Source organism: Limnoraphis robusta BA-68 BA1 (assembly GCF_034932365.1).
GTDB classification, from domain to species: domain Bacteria; phylum Cyanobacteriota; class Cyanobacteriia; order Cyanobacteriales; family Microcoleaceae; genus Capilliphycus; species Capilliphycus robustus.
In genome coordinates this window covers 16,042-41,613 of sequence record NZ_JAYGHR010000064.1, presented here as the reverse complement: position 1 = coordinate 41,613, position 25,572 = coordinate 16,042, and the positions used below count along the sequence as shown (strand labels likewise).

25 protein-coding genes are annotated in these 25,572 nt (G+C 42.3%); 15 read left to right on the top strand and 10 right to left on the bottom strand.

Annotation, left to right across the window (positions count from 1 at the left end; all coding sequences use genetic code 11):
* Positions 1 to 129 precede the first annotated feature (129 nt).
* From gcvP to VB836_RS16040, 3 genes are all read left to right on the top strand, one after another.
* Positions 130 to 3,087 (top strand): aminomethyl-transferring glycine dehydrogenase, encoded by a 2,958-nt coding sequence (gcvP, locus tag VB836_RS16050; protein ID WP_323220625.1) that lies wholly within the window; start codon positions 130 to 132, stop codon positions 3,085 to 3,087.
* Positions 3,088 to 3,271: 184 nt separating this feature from the next.
* Positions 3,272 to 3,511 carry a DNA-directed RNA polymerase subunit omega gene (locus VB836_RS16045; protein WP_046277620.1) on the top strand — a complete coding sequence of 80 codons (240 nt, stop codon included), beginning with the start codon at positions 3,272 to 3,274 and terminating at the stop codon, positions 3,509 to 3,511.
* Positions 3,512 to 3,642: 131 nt separating this feature from the next.
* Positions 3,643 to 3,909, top strand: a complete 267-nt coding sequence (locus VB836_RS16040) for a hypothetical protein (protein WP_046277621.1) — start codon at positions 3,643 to 3,645, stop codon at positions 3,907 to 3,909.
* A 9-nt stretch (positions 3,910 to 3,918) separates the two neighbouring features.
* Here the strand turns inward: VB836_RS16040 and VB836_RS16035 are convergent, their stop codons facing one another.
* Both VB836_RS16035 and VB836_RS16030 read right to left on the bottom strand, forming a co-directional pair.
* Complete coding sequence (locus tag VB836_RS16035) at positions 3,919 to 5,277, bottom strand: flippase (protein ID WP_323220621.1); 1,359 nt, start codon at positions 5,275 to 5,277, stop codon at positions 3,919 to 3,921.
* A gap of 17 nt (positions 5,278 to 5,294) precedes the next feature.
* Positions 5,295 to 6,101, bottom strand: a complete 807-nt coding sequence (locus VB836_RS16030; protein ID WP_323220620.1) for a hypothetical protein — start codon at positions 6,099 to 6,101, stop codon at positions 5,295 to 5,297.
* A gap of 563 nt (positions 6,102 to 6,664) precedes the next feature.
* On the opposite strand from VB836_RS16030, the gene VB836_RS16025 reads away from it, so the two are divergent.
* From VB836_RS16025 to VB836_RS16010, 4 genes are all read left to right on the top strand, one after another.
* The gene (locus VB836_RS16025; RefSeq protein ID WP_046277624.1) at positions 6,665 to 7,426 is read left to right on the top strand and encodes a pentapeptide repeat-containing protein; all 762 of its coding nucleotides are present in this window, start codon (positions 6,665 to 6,667) and stop codon (positions 7,424 to 7,426) included.
* 135 nt (positions 7,427 to 7,561) lie between these two features.
* Complete coding sequence (locus tag VB836_RS16020; RefSeq protein ID WP_323220618.1) at positions 7,562 to 8,338, top strand: endonuclease/exonuclease/phosphatase family protein; 777 nt, start codon at positions 7,562 to 7,564, stop codon at positions 8,336 to 8,338.
* Entirely contained in the window at positions 8,331 to 8,975 is a 645-nt protein-coding gene (locus VB836_RS16015; RefSeq protein ID WP_323220617.1) for a YqiA/YcfP family alpha/beta fold hydrolase, read from the top strand. Before VB836_RS16020 ends, VB836_RS16015 begins: the two co-directional genes overlap by 8 nt.
* A 60-nt stretch (positions 8,976 to 9,035) precedes the next feature.
* On the top strand, positions 9,036 to 9,752 hold the full coding sequence (locus VB836_RS16010) for an ROK family protein (RefSeq protein ID WP_323220615.1): 717 nt from the start codon (positions 9,036 to 9,038) through the stop codon (positions 9,750 to 9,752).
* Here the strand turns inward: VB836_RS16010 and VB836_RS16005 are convergent.
* Positions 9,717 to 10,709 (bottom strand): bestrophin family protein, encoded by a 993-nt coding sequence (locus VB836_RS16005; RefSeq protein ID WP_323220613.1) that lies wholly within the window; start codon positions 10,707 to 10,709, stop codon positions 9,717 to 9,719. The genes VB836_RS16010 and VB836_RS16005 overlap by 36 nt on opposite strands.
* A gap of 336 nt (positions 10,710 to 11,045) precedes the next feature.
* Here VB836_RS16005 and purB point away from each other — a divergent pair, with 336 nt between their 5' ends.
* Positions 11,046 to 12,341 carry an adenylosuccinate lyase gene (purB, locus tag VB836_RS16000; RefSeq protein ID WP_323220612.1) on the top strand — a complete coding sequence of 432 codons (1,296 nt, stop codon included), beginning with the start codon at positions 11,046 to 11,048 and terminating at the stop codon, positions 12,339 to 12,341.
* A 142-nt stretch (positions 12,342 to 12,483) separates the two neighbouring features.
* The gene (locus VB836_RS15995) at positions 12,484 to 13,209 is read left to right on the top strand and encodes a M15 family metallopeptidase (protein WP_323220610.1); all 726 of its coding nucleotides are present in this window, start codon (positions 12,484 to 12,486) and stop codon (positions 13,207 to 13,209) included.
* A 5-nt stretch (positions 13,210 to 13,214) separates the two neighbouring features.
* Here the strand turns inward: VB836_RS15995 and VB836_RS15990 are convergent, their stop codons facing one another.
* Both VB836_RS15990 and VB836_RS15985 read right to left on the bottom strand, forming a co-directional pair.
* Complete coding sequence (locus tag VB836_RS15990; RefSeq protein ID WP_323220608.1) at positions 13,215 to 13,841, bottom strand: 4Fe-4S single cluster domain-containing protein; 627 nt, start codon at positions 13,839 to 13,841, stop codon at positions 13,215 to 13,217.
* A 187-nt stretch (positions 13,842 to 14,028) separates the two neighbouring features.
* The gene (locus VB836_RS15985; RefSeq protein WP_046277631.1) at positions 14,029 to 14,775 is read right to left on the bottom strand and encodes an SH3 domain-containing protein; all 747 of its coding nucleotides are present in this window, start codon (positions 14,773 to 14,775) and stop codon (positions 14,029 to 14,031) included.
* A 188-nt stretch (positions 14,776 to 14,963) separates the two neighbouring features.
* Between VB836_RS15985 and VB836_RS15980 the strand changes: the two genes are divergently transcribed.
* On the top strand, positions 14,964 to 16,358 hold the full coding sequence (locus tag VB836_RS15980) for an NACHT domain-containing protein (protein WP_323220606.1): 1,395 nt from the start codon (positions 14,964 to 14,966) through the stop codon (positions 16,356 to 16,358).
* A gap of 173 nt (positions 16,359 to 16,531) precedes the next feature.
* On the opposite strand, the gene petM is transcribed toward VB836_RS15980, so the two are convergent.
* Together petM and lhgO are read right to left on the bottom strand one after the other, a co-directional pair.
* Positions 16,532 to 16,633, bottom strand: a complete 102-nt coding sequence (gene petM / locus VB836_RS15975; RefSeq protein ID WP_046277633.1) for a cytochrome b6-f complex subunit PetM — start codon at positions 16,631 to 16,633, stop codon at positions 16,532 to 16,534.
* Positions 16,634 to 16,726: 93 nt separating this feature from the next.
* Positions 16,727 to 17,935 (bottom strand): L-2-hydroxyglutarate oxidase, encoded by a 1,209-nt coding sequence (lhgO, locus tag VB836_RS15970; RefSeq protein WP_323220603.1) that lies wholly within the window; start codon positions 17,933 to 17,935, stop codon positions 16,727 to 16,729.
* Positions 17,936 to 18,099: 164 nt separating this feature from the next.
* Between lhgO and VB836_RS15965 the strand changes: the two genes are divergently transcribed.
* On the top strand, positions 18,100 to 18,576 hold the full coding sequence (locus VB836_RS15965) for a DNA phosphorothioation-associated protein 4 (RefSeq protein ID WP_046277635.1): 477 nt from the start codon (positions 18,100 to 18,102) through the stop codon (positions 18,574 to 18,576).
* A 120-nt stretch (positions 18,577 to 18,696) separates the two neighbouring features.
* Here the strand turns inward: VB836_RS15965 and VB836_RS15960 are convergent, their stop codons facing one another.
* Positions 18,697 to 20,181, bottom strand: coding sequence for a site-2 protease family protein (locus VB836_RS15960; protein ID WP_323220601.1), 1,485 nt, complete (start codon positions 20,179 to 20,181; stop codon positions 18,697 to 18,699).
* A gap of 207 nt (positions 20,182 to 20,388) precedes the next feature.
* Between VB836_RS15960 and VB836_RS15955 the strand changes: the two genes are divergently transcribed.
* Positions 20,389 to 21,063 carry an MBL fold metallo-hydrolase gene (locus VB836_RS15955; RefSeq protein WP_323220599.1) on the top strand — a complete coding sequence of 225 codons (675 nt, stop codon included), beginning with the start codon at positions 20,389 to 20,391 and terminating at the stop codon, positions 21,061 to 21,063.
* 462 nt (positions 21,064 to 21,525) lie between these two features.
* Positions 21,526 to 21,990 carry a hypothetical protein gene (locus VB836_RS15950; protein WP_046277638.1) on the top strand — a complete coding sequence of 155 codons (465 nt, stop codon included), beginning with the start codon at positions 21,526 to 21,528 and terminating at the stop codon, positions 21,988 to 21,990.
* Between the two features lie 77 nt (positions 21,991 to 22,067).
* On the opposite strand, the gene VB836_RS15945 is transcribed toward VB836_RS15950, so the two are convergent.
* Positions 22,068 to 23,909, bottom strand: coding sequence for a pentapeptide repeat-containing protein (locus VB836_RS15945; protein ID WP_323220597.1), 1,842 nt, complete (start codon positions 23,907 to 23,909; stop codon positions 22,068 to 22,070).
* Between the two features lie 201 nt (positions 23,910 to 24,110).
* On the opposite strand from VB836_RS15945, the gene VB836_RS15940 reads away from it, so the two are divergent.
* Both VB836_RS15940 and VB836_RS15935 read left to right on the top strand, forming a co-directional pair.
* Positions 24,111 to 24,536: a response regulator gene (locus tag VB836_RS15940; RefSeq protein WP_323220595.1), complete on the top strand. Its 426-nt coding sequence runs from the start codon at positions 24,111 to 24,113 to the stop codon at positions 24,534 to 24,536.
* Between the two features lie 90 nt (positions 24,537 to 24,626).
* Complete coding sequence (locus VB836_RS15935; RefSeq protein ID WP_046278751.1) at positions 24,627 to 25,187, top strand: glutathione S-transferase family protein; 561 nt, start codon at positions 24,627 to 24,629, stop codon at positions 25,185 to 25,187.
* Positions 25,188 to 25,303: 116 nt separating this feature from the next.
* Here the strand turns inward: VB836_RS15935 and VB836_RS15930 are convergent, their stop codons facing one another.
* On the bottom strand, positions 25,304 to 25,441 hold the full coding sequence (locus VB836_RS15930) for a photosystem II reaction center protein K (RefSeq protein WP_009787676.1): 138 nt from the start codon (positions 25,439 to 25,441) through the stop codon (positions 25,304 to 25,306).
* Positions 25,442 to 25,572 lie beyond the last annotated feature (131 nt).

Genomic DNA, 25,572 nt, shown 5'->3' with positions numbered 1-25,572 from the left:
TTGGGTGAGGTGTACTCTTCCAGTTGATTAAGAAGTTATTTTAATGTGCATCGTTCTGACTCTGAGAGATCAACCGCATACTATTAACCTTTTGGATTTTACCAAAATTTCATGTTAGATTTTCATTCGATGTCCAAAACAGAAGATCCGAATTGTCCCTCTGTCTCAACGGAAACTCATCAATTTTCTTCAACTTCTTCAGCTTCTAAGGATGAGCAACAATTGACTACCTTAACTGATCTTTTTTCAAAACGGCATATAGGCCCCGACTCCAACGCGATCAAACAGATGTTAGAAACGTTGGGATTTTCTGATCTCAATGAACTAATTGATCGCACCGTTCCCGCTAATATTCGCCTCAACCGTTCCCTGAAATTACCTGGGGCTAAAAGTGAATATGCAGCCCTCGCCCAACTGAAAGAAATAGCCTCAAAAAATCAAATCTTTCGCTCGTTTATTGGGATGGGATATTCTAACTGTATCACGCCTCCGGTGATTCAACGCAATATTCTCGAAAATCCGGGTTGGTACACCGCTTATACGCCCTATCAAGCGGAAATTGCCCAAGGTCGTTTGGAAGCATTGTTAAACTTTCAAACGATGATTATTGATCTGACGGGGATGGAAATTGCCAATGCTTCTCTACTTGATGAAGCGACGGCTGCGGCGGAAGCGATGAGTATGAGTTATGGCGTTTCCAAAGCGAAATCGGATGTGTTTTTTGTCTCTGAAGATTGTCATCCTCAAACGATTGATGTGGTGAAAACTCGGGCTTTACCGTTAGGGATTGAAATTCTTGTCGGAGATTTTAAAACCTTTGATTTTCAGACTCCTATTTTTGGGGCGTTGCTACAATATCCCGCAACTGATGGGGCAATTTACGACTACCGAGAATTTATCGAAACCGCCCACAAACACAACGCATTAGTAACAGTAGCGGCTGATATTTTAAGCTTAACGCTGTTAACGCCTCCTGGTGAATTTGGGGCAGATATTGTCGTGGGAAATACGCAACGGTTTGGGGTTCCTCTCGGCTATGGCGGCCCTCATGCGGCTTATTTTGCCACCAAAGAAGACTATAAACGCCAAGTCCCCGGACGTTTAGTTGGGGTGTCAAAAGATGCCAATGGAAACCCGGCTTTGCGTTTAGCTTTGCAAACCCGTGAACAACATATTCGCCGCGATAAAGCCACCAGTAATATTTGTACCGCCCAAGTTTTGTTAGCGGTTATTGCGGGAATGTATGCCGTCTATCATGGGCCGAATGGGTTAAAACAAATTGCTGAAACTATCCATCAGTTAACCACATTATTAGCCGCAGGATTACAACGCTTAGGCTATGAAATCAGCAGTGAAGCCTATTTTGATACCCTGCGAGTTAACTTAGGTTCTCAACCGTTACAAGAGATTCTCGATGCAGCCAAAGTTCATCAAATTAACCTGCGAACCCTTGATGAAAATACTGTTGGCATTAGTTTAGATGAAACCACAACCATTCAAGATTTAATTGACTTGTGGGAAATCTTCTCAGAAACCGATGAATTGCCCTTCCGAATTGATGAACTTTCGGTGAATTCAACGCTACCAGATGTTTTAAAACGCACGAGTGAATATCTCACCCATCCCGCTTTTAATCGTTATCATTCCGAAACCGAACTCTTGCGGTATATCCATCGTTTACAAGCCAAAGATTTATCGTTAACCACTTCGATGATTCCCTTGGGTTCCTGTACGATGAAATTAAACGCGGCAGCAGAAATGTTACCTGTAACTTGGCCGGAATTTGGGAAAATTCATCCCTTTGCCCCGAAATATCAAACCACAGGTTATCAAATTCTGTTCCAACAACTCGAACATTGGTTAGCAGAAATTACTGGATTTGATGGCATTTCTTTACAACCAAATGCAGGTTCTCAAGGCGAATATGCGGGTTTATTAGTGATTCGTCGTTACCATGAAGAACGAGGCGAAACCAACCGCAATATTTGTTTAATTCCTGAATCTGCACATGGTACAAACCCGGCTAGTGCGGTAATGTGTGGCTTAAAAGTGGTTCCGGTGAAATGTGATTCTGAGGGAAATATTGATATTGATGACCTCAAAATCAAAGCCGAAAAACACGGTAAAAATTTAGCCGCGTTGATGGTAACATATCCTTCGACTCACGGCGTTTTTGAAGAAGGAATTCAGGAAATTTGTGATATTATTCACAACAATGGTGGTCAAGTTTATATGGATGGGGCAAATATGAATGCCCAAGTCGGTTTGTGTCGTCCGGCTGATTTTGGGGCGGATGTTTGCCATTTAAACTTACACAAAACTTTCTGTATTCCTCACGGTGGCGGTGGGCCTGGAATGGGGCCAATTGGCGTTAAATCTCATTTAATTCCCTTTTTACCCGGACATTCAGTTGTCCCAATGCAGGATGAAAATTCTCAATCTTTAGGGGCTGTTTCTGCGGCACCTTGGGGAAGTCCGAGTATTTTGGTAATATCTTGGATGTATATCGCCATGATGGGGGCGGAAGGGTTAACCGAAGCGACAAAAGTAGCGATTTTAAATGCTAATTATATCGCCCATCGTTTACAGGATTCTTACCCGATTTTATATAAGGGTAAAAATGATTTAGTTGCCCATGAATGTATTTTAGACTTGCGAGGCGTGAAAAAATCTGCGAATATTGAGGTCGATGATATCGCTAAACGGTTAATGGATTATGGGTTCCACGCGCCGACGGTTTCTTGGCCAGTACCGGGAACCATGATGGTAGAACCGACTGAAAGCGAGTCCAAGGCAGAATTAGACCGTTTCTGTGAAGCGATGATTGCGATTCGGCGTGAAATTTCAGCGATTGAGTCGGGAGACATGGACGGCGAAAACAACGCCTTAAAGAACGCGCCACACACCGCAGAATCGCTAATTGTGGGCGAGTGGAATCATCCCTATTCCCGTGAACAGGCGGCTTATCCGGCGCCTTGGTTGCGAAACCATAAGTTTTGGCCTAGTGTTGGACGAATTGATAATGCTTATGGCGATCGCAATTTCGTTTGTTCTTGTTTACCCATGGAGGCTTATTCTGACAATTAGAATCGCCTAAAATTTTGCGGTAATTATCAGGGAGAGATGTTTAATCTCTCTTTTTTTATGGGGAATGTCACCACGAAGACACAAAGACACGAAGATTTGCAAGGATCACATGAATTTATCCTATTATTAACAGCAATTTTACCTGAGTTCTTTAGGATGGAACCGTAGAGAGAACGGAGTTGTCATGTATAACAAAATCTCCCCCGTGAATGCAGGTGAAATTAACCGTTTGGCAGAGACATTAATGAATGGTTCGAGTAGTCGTTATCAGATTACGGTGCAAATTGCGAAACGGGCGAAACGATTTCGTTATGAAGATTTTGATAACCCGAATGCTTCTGAAATCAAGCCTGTTTTGCGTGCTATTTTAGAGATGTCTGATGAAGTGACTCAACCGGAATTGATTCTTGATCAGATGGGTTAATATTACCAAAAGTTAAGCAGTTGATAACCCTTTCATAACTCATCTGTCGGGGATTTGTGATATAATTTAATCAGAGACGTACTCAAGTTCTCAGACCGTATTTGGAAACTTACTCACTTATTCTACCTTTCATGTCTGGGATCTACTTAATTTGGTTAATAATTGCTCTGGTGACGACGTGGGCAGGTTTTAAGACAAAAGATGATGTTCATCGCATTGCCCTAATTTCGATGGGGTTATTTTTCTTCCTGTTGTTTTTGACGATAACTCCTGAATCCATTCAACTGTTTTTTAAGCTGATCTTTTTAATTCTGTTAGTTTTGTGGCGGTTTATCCTGCGTTCTTCTTTGCGTCTGCAACCTCAAAGTGTTCAGCAAGAACCTTGGAATAGAAACTAACTTTTAGGCTTAATTGGGGTTCGGTTTAGCAAAGATAGCGTAAACAATCGAAGGGTAAACGTTCAAATAGCGAACAACTAAAATATGCAGTAAAATATTCCACAATGCCATCGTTAAGGCTGTGGAAATGGCAGCACCGACAATTCCAAATAAGGGGATGGTGATGGCATTTAAAATAACGTTCATTACGGCACTGCATCCAAAAATAATAGCCGATTTATTTTGATGTCCTGTCATCACCATCAAATACCCCACCGAACCCGAACCGACATTTACCAACTGTCCTAAAATTAAAAGGGTCATGGGTATACGAGCGGCTAAAAATTCTGAACCAAATAAGCTTAAAATCGGGTTAGCAAAGGCTATAATCGCAATAGAAAGAATTAAAGACGGCCAAAAAATCCAATGAGCAACAGTTGTCACTAATGATTGTAAACCTAAGCGATCATTTTGGGTGTAAAGCGTGGTAAAAACAGGTGCAACAACGGTATTAACCGCTTGTAAAACAAACTCTGTCCAAACTGAAGTTTTCGCGGCTGCACTGTAAATTCCCACTGCTTCCGGGCTAACCATTGTTCCAATCATCAAAATATCAGTTTGCTTGAGAACAATAGAAAATACCCCTTGTAGTAACAAAGGAAAAGCCACCTGCAACCATTCAAGGGTCTGATAATCTGGAGTTGGTAACTGATATTCACGCTTGAGTTGATGTTGTAGAAAATACCACTGACTTCCCACAACAATCATCAGAGAGAAAACAGATAGACTCAAAACCCACTCGCTGGTTAAATCGGGGTTAATTTTCCAGAGGATAAAAGCTCCTAAAAATACTAAGCAGGGTTCGATTAAATGAAAAGGAGCATAGGCTAAAAGAATTTTATTAAAAGCCCGAGCAATTTCTAATTGCAGTTTTGCTAAAGCAATAAAAGGGACTAGCCAAACTCCAATTAACAGAGGAGTAAAATAGATCCAACGGGAATCTTGAAAGATGAAAATTAAAACAGTTGTTCCTAACGTTAGGACAATACTAACAACCCCAGTTAACCGCCAAGTCCCTCGAATTAAACCCCTTAATTTTTGCGATTGTTGAGTCACTTGATATTCAACAATAAACCGCAATACCGCAGTCGGTAAACCCAGCCCACCGAAAATTGCCAGTAATAATGTTAGGGAAATAACATATTCATAAATCCCAAATTCTGCCGTTCCTAACCAACGAGCCAGAAAAATCTGCACAATATAAGTTGTCAGTCCAACCCCTGAAACCTGCACTAAAAAGGCAATTCCCGCACCTTTCGCCAAATTCCGCAGTAAAGGAGAGTCAGAAAAAGGTTGACTCAATCGAGTCCAGATGCGCCGAATGCCCATTGAAAATTGCAGAGAAGTTAACGATTGCGTCTCGTTTTCACTTGGGGCGGAAGAAAGTCCGTTTGCTCATCATAGAAAGCATAGGGCCAAGCAAAGTTAATGGGTTGCATGGGATACTTTTTCACGCTGGAGGAACGTCGCTGGGGTTGAGTCAGAACAAAAATCAAACTCAAGATAAAAATACTACCGCCTAAAAATAGAGCGACAACAATCCCCACCAAAACCCAAAGTACAGCCGCTTGAATGTTAGAGCTGCTTCCGGCAACAGACTGAACCGGAAACGCTTTAGACGGGCCAGAAGTCCAGGCCATCATCCGTTGCTGTTCATTGATTTGCATCAACAGTTGCTCATTCTTGATGCGTTGCTGCTCCGTTTGAGAGGTCAACTGCTCGATTTGCATTCGCTGACGTTCCGTTTGCGTCGTCAACTGCTCAATCTGCATCCGATGGCGCTCAAGTTGAGTGGTGAGCTGTTGGGTTGCGCTTTGCTGCTGCTGAAGTTGGTTTTGAAGCTGCGAGTCCGAATTTGGAGAGTCGTTGGGATTAGTCGGTGTCGCAGTTAGAGGCGGCGGAGGTGGAAGTTGGAATGAATTGTAAGGTTGATTGGGTTGTATTGGGCTAAATGGAAGCGTACCAAATGGCTGATTCGGTTGAGGAGGACTGAAAGGTAACACTCCATAAGGCTGATTATTACTGTTAGATTCAGAAGCATCTTTTGAGTTGCTAGAAGGCAGATCGCCGAACAATAGCCACCCAATGAGCAGTAAGAGGGCGGTCATCACCGTAAACATACACCCTCCCATAAATGCTGTCGTTTGACTCATTCCCTTCTGCTTCACGCCACCATTCCACTCTAACTATAAAGACTTGAATTTCAATGCTAAACCCTTCGTTTTTTCCTAGCCCCTCCTTGAACTAGAACCAATTCCCACTCAGGAAGTATAGTGCATTTGAATCACTTCCGACCAGGGGGGCTGACTCCAAACTCTAAAGTTTTACTTTGAGTCAAGGACAGACAGGAATTCAACAACTTTTTGTCCAGCCTGGTAAAATTGGACAACTTTTGATGGCGATCGCACCATCTTCACTTAGAGCTAGCTTGGCTTAACATACTTTAGAAAATGCTCTCCTGTCAATCGGCGCTCAAGAAATAGTTTAATCGACCAGATACTGTCCATTTATCAGGGTTTTACGGCTGATTCGTTTTAGTCTTTCTTCAGAAAACTGTCAAGGTGCAAACCGAAAGACATTCTTTAACTTTTCGGCTTGCAAAAATCAACAAAAGTTGCATCATCCTTGCAATTGCTGTAACCCATGATAAAATCGGTTGCACAAGCCCTCATGCGTTCCTAAATTGATTTGTTTTGGCTGATTGGGGAAAAAAATAATGAAACTGCAAGCTCTAGCAACCACAATTCTACTCTCTCCACTGTGGTTGATCACCGAAACTCTGGCGGCCGATGACGACGCGATCGCCATCTTGCGATCAACCAATCGCTGTCCAGAATGCGATTTACGCTACGCTGACCTCCGAGGACTCGATCTGCGAGGGGCGAACCTATTCAATGCTAAACTACAAGGGGCTATTCTGCGCGATACAGACCTGCGAAGCGCTAACTTGTACGGCGCCAATCTCTATCAAGCGGATCTATTTCGAGCTAACCTGGCAGATGCCAATCTTTATGAGGCAAATCTCAGATATGCTGATTTACAAGGTGCCGATCTGCGACAAGCCGATTTATCGGGAGCGTCTTTTGCTAGAGCGAACCTTCGCAAAGCCGATCTGCGGGATGCTAATCTATTTAAAGTCAACTTCAGTGAAGCTTTCCTGACTGAAGCGAGTTTTCAAAACGCCGATCTGCGACTATCTACCTTCTTCAGAGCAAACTTAGCCGATGCTGACTTTGAAGATGCCAATCTATTTGGGGCGGATCTTCGCCAAGCCAACCTTAATGGTGCGAATTTCTCTAACGCTAATCTACAAGCCGCCATTTTGATCAACACCAATATCGCTCAAGCGGAATTGTCGAATACAGATCTAACGAATGCGTTGCTTCAAGGAACAGAAGGCGCCCCTATTGTCTGTATTCTCAATCAGGTGGTGAATTGCTTAGTTGAACCGAGATCTCCGGCGGCGCCTCCCTTCTAAGAGCGAGAATTTCTTTCTGGTGAAAAGCTGACTGGCAAGAAAAAGTTATTGGGAATTAAGACATTTTAAATCAGTGTCTTAACTCATCAATGACTACTATACTAATAACGCTCTCTGTTCAGCTTTTTTGGCGTGATGAAAATCGTTACTTTTAACGTTCGTTTTGATAAACCTGATCCGGGTAACAACGCCTGGGTGTGGCGCCGTCCGGTGATTGCTCAACTCCTGGCTCAATGGGATGCGGATCTGATCGGGACTCAAGAAGGAAAAGCTCATCAATTATTGGATTTGCATCGACGCTTAAGCAATTATCAGAGTGTCGGGGTTGATCGTCAAGGAAATGGCTTGAGTGAATATTGTGCTATTTTTTATGATCAACAGCGATGGCAGTGTCTTCAACAGGGGGATTTCTGGCTGAGTGAAACGCCCAAAATGGTGGGAAGTATAACGTCGGAGTGGAAAAATCCAGTTCCTCGGATGGTGAGTTGGGGCATTTTTTCTAATAATACTCACACTAAACCGATTATAATTTTTAATACCCATTTGGACTATCAGAGTCAGCAAGCTAGAGAGTTAAGTGCTAAGTTAATTGGCGATCGCTTGAGTCAGTTTAATGCTGATGAATACTTGTTTATTGTCACGGGTGATTTTAACGCCGAACCTGAAAGTCTAGCCCGCAAAACCCTCCTTCAACCTCTAACAAATGGTGTACAACTCTATGATGCACTGGCTGATCTGGAGTTAGAAGAACAAATGAGTTATCACGAATTTACCGGAAAAGGGTTTGCCGCAGTCGATACGATATATTATGATAGCCGTTTACACTTAAATCAGGTTAGCGTTGATCGCACTCAAATTGATCACGTTTGGCCGTCTGATCATTTTCCTGTTATTGCTCAGTTCAATGAATAAATCTTATATTTATTTACATGGGTTTGCCTCGAGTCCGAAATCAGCCAAAGCCGATTTTTTGTGCGATCGCTTTCGAGAAAAACACATTAATTTACAAGTTCCCGATCTGAATCAGGGTGATTTTTATCATTTAACTCTAACGCGACAACTTCAACAAATCGAAACGGAATTGAATCTCAAATCGGAGCAGAAAAAAGTTCTCATCGGTTCGAGTTTTGGCGGTTTAACTTCGACTTGGCTCGCTCAACGAAATCCATCAGTTGAACGGTTAATTTTACTGGCACCTGCCTTTGAATTTCTGATTCATGTGTTACCCAAGTTAGGAGATGAACCGCTTAAAAAATGGCAAATTGAACGTGATTTATTGGTTTATCATCACGGAGAAAAACGCGAGATTCTTTTAAACTATCACTTTATCGAAGACCTTGAGCAGTATGATGATCAACAATTACAGCGTTCTCTGCCGACGTTAATTTTACATGGAAAACAGGATGACATTATCCCCATTCAAGCCAGCCGCAACTATGCCGCCTCACGTCCTTGGGTGAAGCTGGTTGAACTGGAAAGCGATCATACCTTGGGAGATGTTCTACCAGAAATTTGGCAAGAAATCCAATACAATTTAGATTTATTTTAGATGTTTAAAACGAAATCTATTGTAAGATAAAGACTAAAGTCAGATCTCAGCAAGGCTTAAATGGTTGAATACAGTCCTGAACCGCCTCGAACCTTAGCCATTGATATCGGGGGGAGTGGTATTAAAATGATGGTGTTGAACCTCGTAGGTGAACCTTTAACTCAACGAGCTAGAGTCGAAACACCTCAACCCGCAACACCCGAATTAGTGATCGCCGCCGTCAGCGAATTAGCCCGTCAACAGGGAGAATTTGAACGGGTTTCTGTGGGTTTTCCGGGGGTTGTTGTGCGGGGAGTCACAAAAACTGCCGTTAATTTACACCCAGAATGGCTAGATTTAGATTTTGCCGGGAAACTCTCTCACCAGCTTGGAAAACCTGTGCGAGTGGCAAATGATGCGGATATCCAAGGTTTAGGGGCGATTTCCGGTCATGGTGTAGAATTTGTAATCACACTCGGCACCGGAATTGGTACTGCTTTATTTTTAAATGGTCGCTTAGTTCCGAATTTAGAAGGCGGACATCATCCTTTTCGCAAGGGTGAAACCTACGAACAACAGCTCGGAAATGCTACCTTAGAAAAAATTGGCAAAAAGCGGTGGAATCTGCGTTTAGAAAAAGCCCTAAAAACCCTACATCGGGTGTTAAATTGTGACCGAATTTATCTCGGAGGGGGCAATACGAAGAAAATCAACTTTGAGTTACCCAACTTTATCGAAATTATTCCCAACGTCACCGGAATTTTAGGCGGAATTCGCTTGTGGGAAAGCGATCTCTGATGAGACAGCGACTTCAAAACAATGCGAAGAAGAGGTCGTCTCTGAAGTGGCGCCTTGATCCTCGGCAACAAAAGCCTTTGTGCTTTCTACATTACTAATAATTTTATCGCAAATCGCATCTAAAGGCAGATCTGTTGGATCATTCCCAAAAGGATTATCCATCAGACTACCAATTTCATCAAGTCCCAGCAAAACCGTTGCGATCGCCATCATGGCAAATCCCACCCACCAGCTTAATTGTGCGACTAAATGAAAGGGTAACAAACAACAGTAAATTAGAATTAATTTTCTCAAAAAACTCACATAAGCTAGGGGTGTAGGTGTGGTAGCAATTCGTTCACAATAAGTCAACCCTTCAACCAGCTTATTGAGTTGATTGAGCATGATTATCTGCTGTATGGGCGTGATAGAATGGCGTTGGCTAAATTGTTGTAGGAAATGTCTAATCCACAATGAAATTTGCAGGGGTGGATTTGAAGCTTGACGACATTGATCTAAAATTTTAGGTGAAACCCATTGATCTAATTCAGTGGTAAGGGTTTGTTGTCGTAGATGAAGTTTGGTTGCGATCACAAACGCTATTAAGAGTTTGAACAGATCCGTTTTTTCCTGCTGAGTCTTTTGATCAATGGCGGGAATTGTGATCTGAATTTCTCGGGATAAATTCCGAATTTCAACCGTGATCATTCCCCAAGCTTGACGTCCTTGCCAAAAGCGATCATAAGCGGCATTTGTCCGAAAAACTAACAATAAACCTAACACCAAGTTACAAGCCCCATTCGTCGTTAAGCTTCCCACGACATTTAATTGTAATGTCGGTTGAACAACATGAACATAAGCAACTCCTATCCCTAAACTGGCAAAAATCAATGATCGAGGTAAAATTGTCTTGACAACTCCCCCATCTAATTTTAGGGATTGGCGAAACCAATTCAACGGATTTACACTGAACAGCACCTTTGTATTTTCTTTATAGAGACGAAGAACTTTCGGTAATATTCTAGCTTGATTCTAAGCTTCATACAGTAACTATTCTATCATTTTAGGCGAGTTTGACGCAAGTTTGATCACAAGATAACCTGGTAAAATAAAGATTTACAAAACTTGAATTCTTGGCAAACTTAAAATTAAAACTCTTATTCTTGAGAAGACATCCTAGCGGCTCAAAGTGTAAAATTCAGTGTAAAATAAAACGGTTGTGCTTGCCAATACACAGATCATAATCTGTTCGCGGTTCGGCGCTTGTAAACCCACTGAATCCTTCAAAATTAGGTCAAATTCCAATAAATTAAGATGATTGAACGTTACACACTGCCCGAAATGGGCAATCTTTGGACAGATGAATACAAACTGAAAACTTGGCTTCAGGTTGAAATTGCCGTCTGTGAAGCCCAAGCCGAATTAGGATACATTCCCTGGGAAGCTGTTGAACAGATCAAAGCCAAGGCAAATTTTGACCTGAAACGAGTTCAAGAAATAGAAGCCGAAGTCCGCCATGATGTGATTGCTTTTCTGACTAACGTTAACGAATATGTCGGCGATGCAGGACGCTATATTCACCTGGGCTTAACCAGTTCCGATGTCTTGGATACGGCTTTAGCCTTGCAATTGGTCGCCAGTACCGATATCCTTTTAGAACGGGTTGAATGTTTGAGTCAAGCCCTACGTTATCAAGCCCAACAACATCGTAATACAGTTATGGTGGGGCGATCGCATGGGATTCACGCTGAACCGATTACCTTTGGCTTCAAACTCGCCGGATGGTTAGCAGAAGTCTGTCGCAACCGGGAACGTTTGGTGCGTCTGCGTCACGATATCGCTGTCGGTAAAATCTCCGGGGCGGTGGGGACTTATGCCAATATCGATCCGCGTGTGGAAACGATCGCCTGTCAAAATTTGGGACTGCAACCGGATACCGCTTCGACTCAGGTGATTTCTCGCGATCGCCATGCCGAATACTCCCAAATTTTAGCATTATTAGGCGCCTCTATCGAACGATTTGCAGTCGAAATTCGCAACTTGCAACGGACCGATGTTTTAGAAGTTGAAGAATTCTTTTCTAAAGGTCAAAAAGGGTCTTCAGCAATGCCTCACAAACGCAACCCGATCCGCAGTGAACGTTTAACCGGACTCGCGAGAATTTTGCGAGGTCATGCGGTTGTCGCTTTAGAAAATGTAGCCTTGTGGCATGAACGAGATATTTCTCACAGTTCAGTTGAACGGATGATTTTACCGGATTCTTCAACTCTGGCTCATTTTATGTTAGTGGAAACCACCGATTTAGTCAAGAACCTGTTAGTTTATCCTGAAAACATGACCCGTAACATGAATCTCTATGGAGGTGTTGTGTTTAGCCAGCGTGTCTTATTGGCATTGGTTGAAAAGGGTTTAAGCCGTGAAGAAGCTTACACGATTGTACAATCTTGCGCCCATCAAGCCTGGAATACAACCGGGGGAAATTTCTATGATTTAATTGTCCAAGATGAGCGAGTAATGGCGACACTTTCACGATCAGAAATTGATGCTTGTTTTGATCCTCAATACCATTTGAGGCATTTAGAAGAAGTGTATCAACGCTTAGGAATTTGACGCAGAATCTTCGGGGTGAGTTGGGCGAGACTTCAGGAAACTGCTGTTTCAGTTAGCAGTACAGGGAACTGTTCACCGTCTTTCATCTGACCCCAATTTGCTCATTTTATTTCCACTCTTATCGAGTTCTAAAAATGAGAATATGACTCGAAAATTGATTTTATTTATTACGGTATTATTGTCGATTGTGGGATGTCATCTAACGGCTATTCCTTCGGCTGAACTTCAGGGAAACTCTAATCAAGCGATTGCGGTTGAAATGGCACAAAATCCTCCCGAGTCTCCACCAATTCAAGTTTATTCTCCGGTTCAAGAACGAGAAAAATTAGTTGATATTCGTGATATTAATCCCAATATAAAACTGGATATTCGTTACGCAACAACCCAGAACTTTTTAAAACGAAAACTCTATTCTGTTCCTCGCTGTTTGTTGCGGGCTGATGTTGCACAATCCCTCTCAAAAGTGCAGCAAGATCTCGAAGGAATGGGCTTAGGATTGAAAGTTTTTGACTGCTATCGTCCTTGGTCTGTCACCAAACAAATGTGGGAAATTTTACCCGATAACCGTTATGTTGCAAACCCCCAAAGAGGTTCTCGTCATAATCGGGGGGCGGCGGTAGATTTAACCTTAGTTGATTTACGCAACGGAAAAGAACTAGAAATGCCCACTGATTTTGATGATTTTACCGATAAAGCCGCCCGAGATTATCCCCATAATTCCCCACAAGTTCGCCGCAATAGTGACTTATTAGAATACAAAATGAAACAATACGGTTTTAGTTCTTTAATTACCGAATGGTGGCATTTTGATGCGGTAGGTTGGAATCAATATTCCCTCTTAGATGTACAACTTGATCGGGTTCCGTGACTGGCTTATTCCCCTAAATTCATTTGACCCCAAAATCCGGTAACAATTCGACTGCCATCTTTGAGAACATGAATTTCTATTTGATCACTCGCCCAAGTCAGTTTATCCGCAAAATCGGGATTAAAAACCCGCACTTTTTGATTCCGGGAAGACACCAAAGAATCCGGTGAATGAATGGCTAAAGATTCGACAAACGGCCCATCAATTAACAAATCTAACTGATCTAACAAGTCTTGAGAACCTGGAGGGGCTTTGGGCGATCGCAATTCTTCTAAGGTAAACCCCGTAAATGACATTACATTAAAACCCTTTGCTTTTAAAAGTTTTGCCAGTTGAGTTAAAGCGGGGGCTTGCCAAAAGGGTTCTCCGCCGGAAAATGTGACGCCTTGGTTGCGAGAATGACTCACAATTTTATCTGCTAATTCTTCAACTTTGATTAATTGATTGGCTTCAAAAGACCAAGAGGGAGTATTAAAACATCCCCCACATTCTCGTTGACAGCCTTGTACCCAAACCACCGCCCGACAACCGGGGCCATTGACTTCAGATTCATCAACATAACCCATAATATTCAGATATCCGGGGGGAATTTCTGCCAATAAAGCGGGAGGATTAAAAATTAAGTTGTTCATGGTAAATCCATTTAAAATGTATTGAAGTAGGCGCAGAAAAATAATTCAGTTCGCTGTTGTGCTTTAGCATGATAGGCTTTGGACTCTCCGCCCAACAACAAAGTGTGATGCCTACTTCATCAATTCTATTGTAGAGAATTAGGAAATCACCTCTCTACATCTGAAGTTTTATTTAAGATTTTAACGGTTATTCAACTTTCACCAAAAATTCATATGGATATCCCCGAAAGTTAGAATCCAATTCTAAAGTATATTGTCCGGTTGTGGGAAGTTCTCCCGTCCATTCACTGCGGCTATCAGTATAAGGATCTCCGGCTAAAAGTTGCCCGTCTGGGGTAACAATACGCGGAAAAACCTGTTCGCGACTTTCAACCGTTAGGGTTTGACCTGCTTCTGCATTGAGAAGATAACGATGACTTCCCCCGCCAATAATTTCACCTTTAATAATCGCCGAATTTCCCCCCGGTAAAAAGTTAATCGGTTTCTCTACATTGGCACAACTGCTTTTGGTGCGATTTTTAGCCACCCATCCTTCTACGGGGCTACTAATTTGTAACCAACCAAGCTGTTCACTAACAACAGAAATAAACGTATTATTATCAAGTTGAGCGACAATATTATCATCCTTGACTTCAGGGGATGAACGGACATTCAGAGGTGCTTCTGGATCATTAACCACCGCCATATTAATCCGACAATTCTCTACAGGCGGTCGAATCACCACCGGGTTAGTTTCAGAAGACGGCGGGGAAATCGGGGCGTTAGCGGGTGCAGCAGCGACCGGAGAAGGCGTCGTTGGCGGTGGACTCTGGGAGTTTAAAGTCTCCTCAGTCGGAGGTTGAGAAGAGGGCATCGCCGTAATATAAGCGACTATTACGGCTGTGGCGAGTCCGGCTGCCCCTGCAATCATCAACTGGCTAGGTTTGAAGGACATCAGTATAGACCTCGTTTCTCAGGAAAAATTGATCGTAGCAATTTCGTGTAAGCAGTTTCGGGATAGTACCTGAAACTTCAGGACTTTCTCGGGAAATTTGACATCCAGATTTTAAATGTTCGTCTACCCTGTATATTTTAAATTAAACTTGAGCTGGCTTTAATTGATCGCCAATATCCTATACTTCTATGTTACGATTTAATTCCAATCGACTCCCGCATCAGAAACGTTATCAACTGCTTCAGCACGTCAAAAACGAAGTTAAGCAATATCGGTTACAATCACCTCACAGAGCTGTATTAACCCATTTAGCCCAGGAAACTCCCCCGTTAAAAATGCGGCGAATTTGGGATATCGAAGCCAAGGTGGGAAATCGTCCGAGTTTTCGATTATCGCCTGAGTGTGGGATTATTCCGGTTTTTGATCGCATCGGCGGAAAGTTGTTGATTCTTGGAGGAACCGGGGCAGGAAAAACAACAACGTTAATCGGGTTAACGAAGGTATTGGTTAAACGAGCGTTACGCGATCAGGGAGAACCCATACCGATATTATTAAATTTAGCAAGTTGGACGGATAGTGAACAATCGATTGACAGTTGGATGATTGATCAACTCAATATTAAATATGATATTCCTACAGATTTAGCGAAAGATTGGCTGGAAAAATTACAAATTTTACCGTTATTAGATGGGTTAGATGAAGTCAAAAAAAATCAACATAATTCCTGTATTCTTAAGCTGAATGAATTTTTATCCAGTCAGATTTGTCCTTTACATTTAGTGGTTTGTAGCAGTGTAGAAGCTTATCATAATTGTGAAGCAGTATTGCAGCTTAATGGGGCTATTTTACTGCGTCCGCTCACTAAAAAACAAATTAGAACTTATTTGATGAATGCTCGCAGTCGAGAACTTTGGAATAATATTGAAAAAGATGAAAATTTATTAAAATTAGCGAAAAAACCCCTACTTCTTAGTATGATGACCTTAGCCTATGAAGAAATTTTAATCTCTTCTTGGAAGCGGTTAGGGACGTTAGAAGAACAACGCCAATATTTATTTAATGCTTATATTCGCACTCAAATTGCACCCCATCGCAAACCGTCAACCTCTCGAAAAAACTGGGAAGAACAAAATTTAGAAAAGGTTAGACAGGGCTTAGAATGGTTAGCCAAACGTTTGGAAGAAGAAAATCAGTCTGAGTTTTCGATTCAAGAAATTTCCCCCAGTTGGTTGCAAGATTCTCAACAAGAAAATCAATATAAGATTGGGGTTAAGTTCGTTTCCGGGTTGATTTGGTGGGGAATTATTGCTTTAATTGCTCTCGGGGTCATTTTGAGTTCAATTTTGCTCGTTTTTGGGGGAATAATTCTGGGTTGTATCTGGGCGTTTATCTATCGAAAGTTGGCAATTAGTGACTGGATAGAACAGTTTATTTTACGCGGTTTTTTGTCTTATAAAGGCTATCTTCCTTGGAAAACTAAACAGTTTTTAAATGTCGCAACCAAACGCTTACTTTTACAGAAAGTGGGTGATCGTTATCGGTTTATTCATCGTCTACTTCAACACCATTTTTCTCAACTGTAATTTTTATGATTTGTTGGAGTGAGGGGATACCGAAGAGTTGGAAAGAAGCAAGAACCACCACTAAGACACACCAGACACAAAGAGAGAAAATCTTCTTCTTAAAAATTAAGCGATCGCACCAACCAAAACGGCGATCGCATTTTTTTATCCGGTTTTCAGATCAGTGACTTGACTTATTCGCCGCCTTGAAGTTTGAGTAACAGGAAACCGCCTGCTAAACCCACTAAAACGATAGAAAAGCACAAGACTGAAACATAAATGATTTCAGCAGCCATAGATTTTGATGTCTCCTTGATGTTATCCTTTCTAAATCTAGTATTTTAGCGTCCCTTTGGTCAAGCTTTTTTCCTCAACTCAGCAAACACTCGTTAAACCTTGAGAGTTGATTGCTGTCTATTTGCGACTTTTTCGACAATGGCTTTACCAATTTCTAAGGAAGCAGTAGCCGCCGGAGAAGGCGCGTTACAAACGTGCATGGCGTTACGTCCTTCTACAATTAAAAAATCATCCACCAGTTTCCCGTCATTTTTCAACGCCTGCGCCCGTACTCCCGCATGAGTTGGAATCAAATCTTCTGACTGAACTTCAGGAATTAAACGTTGTAAACTGTGAACAAATGCTGCTTTGCTAAAAGAGCGAATAATTTCTTCAATCCCATCTTTTGCGTGTTTGGTGGCGAGTTTCCAAAACCCCGGATAAGTCAGTGTATCAATGGTATCTGCTAAGTCAAAATCTGTCTTTTTGTAGCCTTCTCGCTTCAGACTTAAAACAGCATTAGGCCCTGCATGAACACTGCCATCAATCATCCGGGTAAAATGAACGCCTAAGAAGGGAAAATTGGGGTTCGGAACGGGGTAAATTAGGGTTTTGACTAGATAACGTTTTTCGGGGATGAGTTCATAGTATTCGCCTCGGAAGGGAACAATTTTTGCTGAGGGTTTAACGCCGCCTAACTGAGTGATTCTGTCACTATACAATCCTGCACAGTTAATCAAATATTTCGCTTGAAATTCGCCTTTGTTTGTTTCCAGGATTGAACCATCTGAGGTGTTTTTAATATTCTCAACTTTCGTCGAGAGTTGCAGTTTTCCACCTTGTTGGGCAATCAGTTCGGCGTATTTTTGGGAAACTTGCGTATAGTTGACAATTCCGGTAGAATTGACCTTGATTCCCGCTAAACACCGTACATAGGGTTCAACTTCTTTGACCTGTTCGGCGGTAATCTTTTGGATGTCTAAACCATTTTCTAAACCGCGTTTATAGAGATTCTCTAAGAGCGGTAATTCTTCCGGTTCAGTCGCAACAATGACTTTCCCACAGACATCATAATCAATGCCATATTTTTGGCAAAATTCCACCATCGAAATACAGCCTGTTCGACAGAGTTTGGCTTTTAAACTTCCGGGTTTATAATAAATCCCTGAATGAATCACACCGCTATTGTTTCCCGTTTGATGAGGGGCAAAACGGTTTTCTTTTTCTAAAAGCAGAATTTTTGCATCAGGATAACGTTCAGCTAACGCCATTCCCGTTGATAAACCGACAATTCCGCCCCCAATAATTGCAAAGTCATACATAAAATTAGACACCCAATCCTTGAATTTTAGTCTTTGAGAACTGATTTTACAGTTTCCGGCTTGTTTGAACAAGTGATTTCTGTAAAATTTAATCGATTGCGTGTAAAGTTCATGTAAATTATAATGGGAATTAGCCTTTAAAAGTAAAAGTATATTGATTGATTATGGCGTTTAATCGAATTCGAGTCGCAAAAGATAAAGCAGATTTTGTCAAAGCCTTAACCGAATCAGAAGGCAAAACAGGGCCGTTTCAAACCTATGCAGATGTGATGGTATTTGCCGCAACATTAGGAATGGGGCGCAAAAAACGAGTGCCTCTAGAAGCCATTTCTAAACGAGAACCTTCGCCCATTTCCTTAGAAGTTTTTATTTCTCGCGGCTATGATTTAGTGATAAAACTCATGGCTTTTGTGGAAGTGAATGACCCGCAAATTCTATCCCCTTTTGATGCGGAATCCGAAGAAAAACGGGCGGAAATTTTTGAAGAGTATGCCAATGGGGGTTTAGAAGTATTACTCGAAGAATGTCGAGGAGCAGTCGATTATTCAGATCGAATCTTATTACTGTTGATGTCGGAACGCGATCGCTATAATCAACCCGAACCCGATCAAGAATTTGATTTAACTCGATTTTTGAATTAAAATCTTATTAGATTCATCCTTGATACTTGGTCTGAGTCGATTAGTTGCAACTCTTTTAAGAGAAGATCAACTCACTTCGCCGCTTTTAGCTGAATTTAGGTGTTGAATTTCCGGCTTTTTCTAAAAATTTAACCACTGAGCCACCATCTGAGGAACAGGTAAAAGAATCACCAATAATAAACACAGCGTCAGCAATCCTACAAAGTCTCTAATATTATCCAATTCGCTGACATCATTTAAGGCGGGTTCATCATTGAGGGGTAAGACGAACAGCAAAACCGCTAAGATCAAAAACTCCTGTCGAGTCAACGCCAAAATCAGAATTAAAAAGCGAGAAACTTGACCAATTGCCATGCTCGTGCGTTGACCCATCATCGCATGAATCATGTGACCGCCATCAAGTTGACCAACCGGAAGTAAATTAAACGCAGTGACAATTAAACCTAAATATCCAGCGATCGCAACCGGATGAAAATCAATCGCATCAGTAGCGGTTAATTCCGTTCCCAAGGTTAACTTACTCAACACCGTTAACAATAGAGAAAAACTGGGATTAATCGCATCAAAATCTAAAATTCCCACGCCATCAGGGGGCGCCGAAATCACCGTTGAATGAGCCAATCCCCACATCAAAATCGGTAACGTGACGATAAATCCCGCCCAGGGGCCAGCCACACTAACATCAAATAAAGCTTTGCGGTTGGGAAGCGGCGATCGCATTTGGATAAAAGCGCCCAAAGTCCCGAGGAAAAACGGCACGGGCATAAAATAAGGTAAAGTTGTGCGAATGCGATAACATCTGGCCGCCAGATAATGAGCCGATTCGTGAATCCCCAAAATTGCCATCAAAGCCAGCGCATAAGGCAATCCTTGGCGCAATAAATTCGGATCAGATTGCCAAGTTTCAGGAGGCACATCTGCCATCGCTACACCCGCTAACGTCGTTGTAAATAAGGTAATCACCAACAATGCCAACGCTAACAGGGGTCGCGTTATAGGGTCATTGTCAGTCCCCTTTTTAGCGGTTTCAATGTAGGGATTAGGAACCAACGCAAAGAAAGGTTTATCATTCAAATCCGTTTGAAAAACGACAATAAAGCGATCGCCAAATTGCGCCTCAATTTTATCTCGAATCGTTTGATAGACTGTCTCCGGGTTAGACCGGATTTGGCCCCGACAAATCACCGCTTGGGGGCGATGTTCAAGTTTTTGTAAGGGAAAAACCGACCAAGGGAAACACTCACGCAGTTTGTTTTCCTCCGAAGGGGTAATCACTCGGGGAGGAGGCGGTTTCGGTGTTGTTTCCGGGGTCATGCTTGAGAGAGATGTCGTAGACGAATCGATCATTTCTGGCGGCATTTGGCGTCCGAGTTGAACCAGCAACCAGTAAACACAAGGACAAAGAATAAAAGGGATAATGATCAGTTCAGGTGGAATACGCCTCTGTTCACCGTAGACAAGCTGCCAGGTACTCCAAATCAACGCAGGTGTCATCATCACCAGCCATAATATCCAAATCGGTGTACGGGTAATGCGAGCGACACCCCGTCGCAAAATCCAGTACGTTATAAAACCTAATAGGAGCAACCACAACCAAAGAAGCATGATCTAAAATTTCACTGCGACTAAAAACCCAGTCTAAAATCAAAAATTGAAATGAGTATAACTAACAAATAACAGAAGCCATCGACTCAAACTGATGCTTAGACTAAATTCTCTGCTATGCTATTATCCCACACTGAGCAAAACCTGTAGCCGATGAAACTGTTAGCTCAAGATGACAATCTTTAAATTAACCCCTCAAACCTTTCTATGGTGCAACCCCGACCCGTTTCTCAACCTCCAAAGCCTGTACTCGAAAATATTTGGGCTTTTTCTCCCAACCGAGAGACATTAGGGGGAACAGCCTACTTGATGGTCGAAAATCAAACTAATATTCTGATCGATACTCCCGCTTGGGACGAGGTGAACCGGAATTTTATCGAACAACAGGGGGGAGTTCAGTGGTTAGTCATTACCCATCGCGGAAATATTGGTCAAGCACGGGAGATTCAGCACTCAACAGAATGTCATCTTCTCATCCAAGAACAGGAGGCTTATCTGCTCCCGGAAGCAACTGTTACTTCCTTTCAACAGGAGTTTACCCTCAGTCCTCACAGCCAAATGATTTGGACTCCCGGTCACTCTCCTGGTTCGTCCTGTTTCTACTCTAGCTTAAATGGAGGCCTGTTGTTTAGTGGACGTCATTTGTTACCCAATCTTCAGGGTGAACCCGTCCCGTTAAGAACAGCGAAAACCTTTCACTGGCCACGACAAGTTCAGAATGTCAAACTGTTAATTGAGCGATTTTCCCCACAAACGCTACAATTTCTCTGTCCGGGAGCCAATACCGGAGCGTTACGCGGGAAACGAGTGATTGAACAAGCTTACGACAAACTCGCTAGTTTAGACTTAGAAGCGTTATTACAGTTATCAGTGAACAGTTAACAGTGACCAGTTATCAGTGACCAGTGACCAGTGACCAGTGACCAGTGAAGACAGTTATCAGTGAACAGTGACCAGTGACCAGTTAACAGTGACCAGTTAACAGTGACCAGTTAACAGTGACCAGTGAAGACAGTGACCAGTGAACAGTGACCAGTGACCAGTGAAGACAGTTATCAGTGAACAGTGAAGACAGTTATCAGTGAACAGTTATCAGTTTCTCCCCCGCTTCCCCTTCTATTAAGATTTATCAAAATCATTGGGGCTGTTTCCAGGCCAAAGAAATGATCAAACTTGAGTCTAGTGACTGCTTTGAGGATTTTTAGACTCCTGAAAGGCTATCTATTCTCCCGTTCACGCAGATGATCAGAACTTGGTAAAATGCAGTTTGTGAGTTTAGCGATCGCACACACGATTAAATAAATTCATCGAGATTAAATTCGTCGGAAATTTCATTAAACCCCTATGACCTCAAGCGCTGCATATCCTAACGCTCCTGATCTTTGCGCTGATGACTATGTGATCATTGGTTTAGCAACTTGTTTCATCAAACAAGAAGGGGAAGTTCATCAAGTTCAAATTATTGAACCCATTCCCTCAGCCGCCCTCGAAGCTTTACTCAAAGGAATTCCCACGTCTTATGAAATGGCTTGTGCCACAACAGTCGGAGCGGTTCTCACAGGCGAGACTGCCCAAATTCCTGCTGAGTTTCCACCCGAGGTGCAGTTAGCTGATGATTTTAACCAACGGGTTTTCGCTGCCGCCCGAACTTATAAAAGTCGTCCAAACGCTCAATCTCATATTGCTTTAGGGACAGTTTTTAAAGACTTAAACTATTCCTTAGAACGCAAACGCATTTTAAATTCAGAGCGAATTATCAGCACAGAAGATAACGTTAAACAGCACGCTTATACTCATCAAGTCCTTTAAGATTAAATCAGTAGGGTGCATCAAACGGGTTATTGTTGTTAAACTCCATCAAGATTTACGTGATTTGATGCACCCTACTACTGAGGAGAATTAGAAGAATTGTGAGAATTGTTAATATTAAACGTTCCCCAAGACTCAATTGCAGTGATAATAAAATGACCAATCGGGCGATTAATTGCTTGTTCAATCTTTTGACAATTTTCTGAAGTTAAAGTCTCAATCAAACTTTGTTTTAAAACCGGATCACTTTCGAGTTGTTCGACAATCTCCGCCGCCGCTTTCATCTGTTCAGACGTGGTATTAATCGGATAAACCGCTTCTATTTCTTGGATAAACTGTTCAATCACTGACACAATAGCCGCTAAATTAGTAGGCAGTTTATTAGGAGTTTCCGGGGCTTCTTTTGGTGAATGATCAACCCTTGTCGAATTGAGAGAATTGTCGCGATTTTCAGCTTCTAGAATATCTCTTTCTCCTTTGAGAGAAACTTGAACAATTGTTCCTGAAAATTCTGAAGGGTTATCTTCGGAATCTAAAATCGTCGAGTACCAACTTTGTTTACTTTGCAAGAACGAACGAATAATAGCTGTAAATTGCTGGGGTTTTAAAGTTTTACTCCAATCAGTTGGTTGACGATAGGGATTTGGATCATCACTATTTTCAGCCGGAAGACGCAAAAACAAATAATCACAAGTAATATTTCTCAGTTGAGTCGTTAACGTAATACCCCAATCTTGAATAAAAGCCCCCGTTAACGTTGAACCATTCAGATTGGCTTGACTTAATTTCGTTCTCACCAGTTTAGCTTTGGATAAATCAACCCCTTTTAAATTAGTCGAACTGAGATTAGCCCCAATAAAACTCGCCTTTGTTAAATTAGCATTTTGTAAGTTCAGTCCCCGCAAATCTTGATAATCAAAATTCTGGTTTTCGCCTAGACCTGTTTGCAACAATTCCCGAATTTGAGTATTTTCTAAATAAGTATTTCCGCATCGTACCTGATCCAGTTGCTTCGCCCCCCGCCAACGTGTGCGCGTCAATTTAGCTTGGCGAAAATCAGCACTTTTCAAGATAGCATTGGTAAAACTAGCATCCGTTAAATCCGTATTGCGAAAATTTGTTCCGCCCGTCGCTGCTAAATTAACCGCCAAGTTGTGAATTAAAACATATTTTTGATCCCCTTGAATCCCCCGCCAACCGATATAATCAAACCAAAACGTTACTAAAACAGATATTGCGATCGCCATCGCACTCACCCCTCCCGAAATATAACCCGCAATGGCACTCGCAATCGCCGCCACCATCAATACTTTCGCCACACTCATCACCCAGGCTATACGTTCAGCAATCACAAAAATCACCCCAAAAGCGACGGCTGACGCAAACAGAATCGCCCCCGCAAACCCCGCTAACACCCCCGCAATTGCCAATGTACCCAGCAAGGTGACGACATTCGCTAGTCCAGACACCACCCCGATAATAATCCCGACAACGGCAATTTCGATCGCATCAACAAACGCTCCCCAACCCCGTTCAATTCCCCGACGCCCCGCAATCAAAACCAGTACCAGCATTAAGGCCAGAGCCGCCCAACCCGTGTTAGAGTCTTCGGGAGTAGACATATTGAAAAACACCAAGACAAAATAACCCACTAGCACCAAAGCCAGTCCCAACAGAACCAACAACAACCACGCCACTCCCGAAACGATGATCATCCAAACTTTGGGAAGTCCAGCTTTCACGCCTCGAAACTTCGCCTCAGACAAAGTTGCGCCTTGGAAATTCGTCCCTTGGATATCGGCATAGCTAAAGTCTGCACCGGACAAATTTTGACCTTGTAAGGATTGACGACGGAGGTTTTGACCTCGAAAGTCTCTACGACCTTGGGCATAAAGCTGCAACACCTGGTGGCCTTTCATGGGGCTGTCTCAATTTCTAAAGTTGGGCGATTATTCAAGAGGGGCAATCACTCCCTTCCCCAACAGAATAGCTGATGAACATCAGTCTGTTCATGGCCGAGGTGGGTTGAAGTTCTCCGTCGTATGTGTTAACACATAACCTATGTCTCGGCTTTTATCAGCAATGATCGAGTCAGCAATGTTGCTCAAGATTGGCAGATTGTGAATTTAAAAAAGGATAATTTAAGAATTTTAATCGTTGAAGATGACTACTTTTTAGCCAAGGGAATGGCGAAGTTAATTCAACGCCTGAGCGGTTTCAGAGTAAGCATTACTGACAAGTTAGATGAGGTTTTTCAACTTTGTCAGGGCAAAGAAGTCGATTTGATTATCATGGATATTCATCTACCGGAGGCTCATTACGAGAAGAATAATGTGAGTGGCGTTGATATCTCTCGCTTCCTCAAGAGCAATCCTCAAACCGCTAAAATTCCGATTATTTTAGTCACGGCTTATGCGGGTGAAAGTGAGCGTCAATCTCTGCTGAATATTTCTAAAGCAGATGACTTTTATCCCAAGCCGATTATAGATTATGATAATCTAGTGCAGAGTATTAATCGGCTCTGTGGACGCCAAGAAAGAAAATAGCTATCCGTTGGTTTCTGGCGATTTAGGCGATCAGCCGAGAAATTGATTTCTTGAGGGTTTTATGAAACACATCACTACAGGAGTCGAATGATGCTAAAACTATACGGTGGCGCTTTTAGCCGCGCATCAATTGTTCAATGGTACTTAGAAGAAATCAGTGTTCCCTATGAGTTTGTCATGCTGGACATGAAAGCAGGCGCTCATCTTGAACCCGATTATCTGACCATTAACCCCATCGGAAAGGTTCCTGCTATTGTCGATGGAGACGTTAAATTATGGGAATCAGGAGGAATTCTGCTCTATTTGGCAGACAAATATGGTAATATTCCTGATTCTGCCGAAAAACGAGGTGAAATTTATCAATGGGTTTTGTTTGCGAATTCCACTCTTGCTAATGGTATTTTTCTAGAAGCAAACCGGGAAAAAGAAACCCCTCGTTTGATGACTGCGCTTAACGATATTTTCCAAAAACAACCCTATATTATGGGAGATGAATTTAATGTCGCGGATGTGGCTGTTGGGTCGATTTTAGCCTATATTCCGATGATGTTAAAGCTTGATTTAAGCGCGTACCCGGCTGTTATCGACTACACAAAGCGCGTTTGTGAACGACCCGCCTTCCAAAAAACAATTGGCGCTCGCAACACCTAAAATCTCAAAAATCTAACTTGAGCTATCAGCGTTTTATTCAAACAACTGGTTATCCTCAGCCGAAGCGAGTCAATCAGCCAGTCACCTGAATAATCACGCTGATAGCTTTTTTGTCTCTATCTAAATCCGACTGACGCTTGCCAAACAAAAGCCAACAGCAGGAAAAACACGGGGATCACAGGCAAAATGTCAACAACCGGGCTAAAGATTGAATAAGCTTCCGGCAGTTTAGCCAACAGCAACGCTGCTTCCATGAATCAGTCTACCTCACTAACTTTATTTTCATAATTTTCACGTATTTTAACATGAGGATCATCTTCTCACTGAATTTTCTCTAGCGAACAGGACTTGACCCCTCAACCCCGTTTTGGAACTGTCATGCTCA

Coding starts and splice junctions, on each gene's coding strand:
- VB836_RS16030 (WP_323220620.1), bottom strand. CDS start 6,101: ATGAGTCAAACGACAGCATTTATGGGAGGGTGTATGTTTACGGTGATG.
- VB836_RS15930 (WP_009787676.1), bottom strand. CDS start 25,441: ATGGAAGCAGCGTTGCTGTTGGCTAAACTGCCGGAAGCTTATTCAATC.
- lhgO (WP_323220603.1), bottom strand. CDS start 17,935: ATGTATGACTTTGCAATTATTGGGGGCGGAATTGTCGGTTTATCAACG.
- VB836_RS15965 (WP_046277635.1), top strand. CDS start 18,100: ATGGCGTTTAATCGAATTCGAGTCGCAAAAGATAAAGCAGATTTTGTC.
- VB836_RS16015 (WP_323220617.1), top strand. CDS start 8,331: ATGAATAAATCTTATATTTATTTACATGGGTTTGCCTCGAGTCCGAAA.
- VB836_RS15980 (WP_323220606.1), top strand. CDS start 14,964: ATGTTACGATTTAATTCCAATCGACTCCCGCATCAGAAACGTTATCAA.
- gcvP (WP_323220625.1), top strand. CDS start 130: ATGTCCAAAACAGAAGATCCGAATTGTCCCTCTGTCTCAACGGAAACT.
- VB836_RS16010 (WP_323220615.1), top strand. CDS start 9,036: ATGGTTGAATACAGTCCTGAACCGCCTCGAACCTTAGCCATTGATATC.
- VB836_RS16020 (WP_323220618.1), top strand. CDS start 7,562: ATGAAAATCGTTACTTTTAACGTTCGTTTTGATAAACCTGATCCGGGT.
- VB836_RS15945 (WP_323220597.1), bottom strand. CDS start 23,909: ATGAAAGGCCACCAGGTGTTGCAGCTTTATGCCCAAGGTCGTAGAGAC.
- purB (WP_323220612.1), top strand. CDS start 11,046: ATGATTGAACGTTACACACTGCCCGAAATGGGCAATCTTTGGACAGAT.
- VB836_RS15935 (WP_046278751.1), top strand. CDS start 24,627: ATGCTAAAACTATACGGTGGCGCTTTTAGCCGCGCATCAATTGTTCAA.
- VB836_RS16045 (WP_046277620.1), top strand. CDS start 3,272: ATGTATAACAAAATCTCCCCCGTGAATGCAGGTGAAATTAACCGTTTG.
- VB836_RS15960 (WP_323220601.1), bottom strand. CDS start 20,181: ATGCTTCTTTGGTTGTGGTTGCTCCTATTAGGTTTTATAACGTACTGG.
- VB836_RS16040 (WP_046277621.1), top strand. CDS start 3,643: ATGTCTGGGATCTACTTAATTTGGTTAATAATTGCTCTGGTGACGACG.
- VB836_RS15995 (WP_323220610.1), top strand. CDS start 12,484: ATGACTCGAAAATTGATTTTATTTATTACGGTATTATTGTCGATTGTG.
- petM (WP_046277633.1), bottom strand. CDS start 16,633: ATGGCTGCTGAAATCATTTATGTTTCAGTCTTGTGCTTTTCTATCGTT.
- VB836_RS15990 (WP_323220608.1), bottom strand. CDS start 13,841: ATGAACAACTTAATTTTTAATCCTCCCGCTTTATTGGCAGAAATTCCC.
- VB836_RS15950 (WP_046277638.1), top strand. CDS start 21,526: ATGACCTCAAGCGCTGCATATCCTAACGCTCCTGATCTTTGCGCTGAT.
- VB836_RS15985 (WP_046277631.1), bottom strand. CDS start 14,775: ATGTCCTTCAAACCTAGCCAGTTGATGATTGCAGGGGCAGCCGGACTC.
- VB836_RS16025 (WP_046277624.1), top strand. CDS start 6,665: ATGAAACTGCAAGCTCTAGCAACCACAATTCTACTCTCTCCACTGTGG.
- VB836_RS15955 (WP_323220599.1), top strand. CDS start 20,389: ATGGTGCAACCCCGACCCGTTTCTCAACCTCCAAAGCCTGTACTCGAA.
- VB836_RS16035 (WP_323220621.1), bottom strand. CDS start 5,277: ATGGGCATTCGGCGCATCTGGACTCGATTGAGTCAACCTTTTTCTGAC.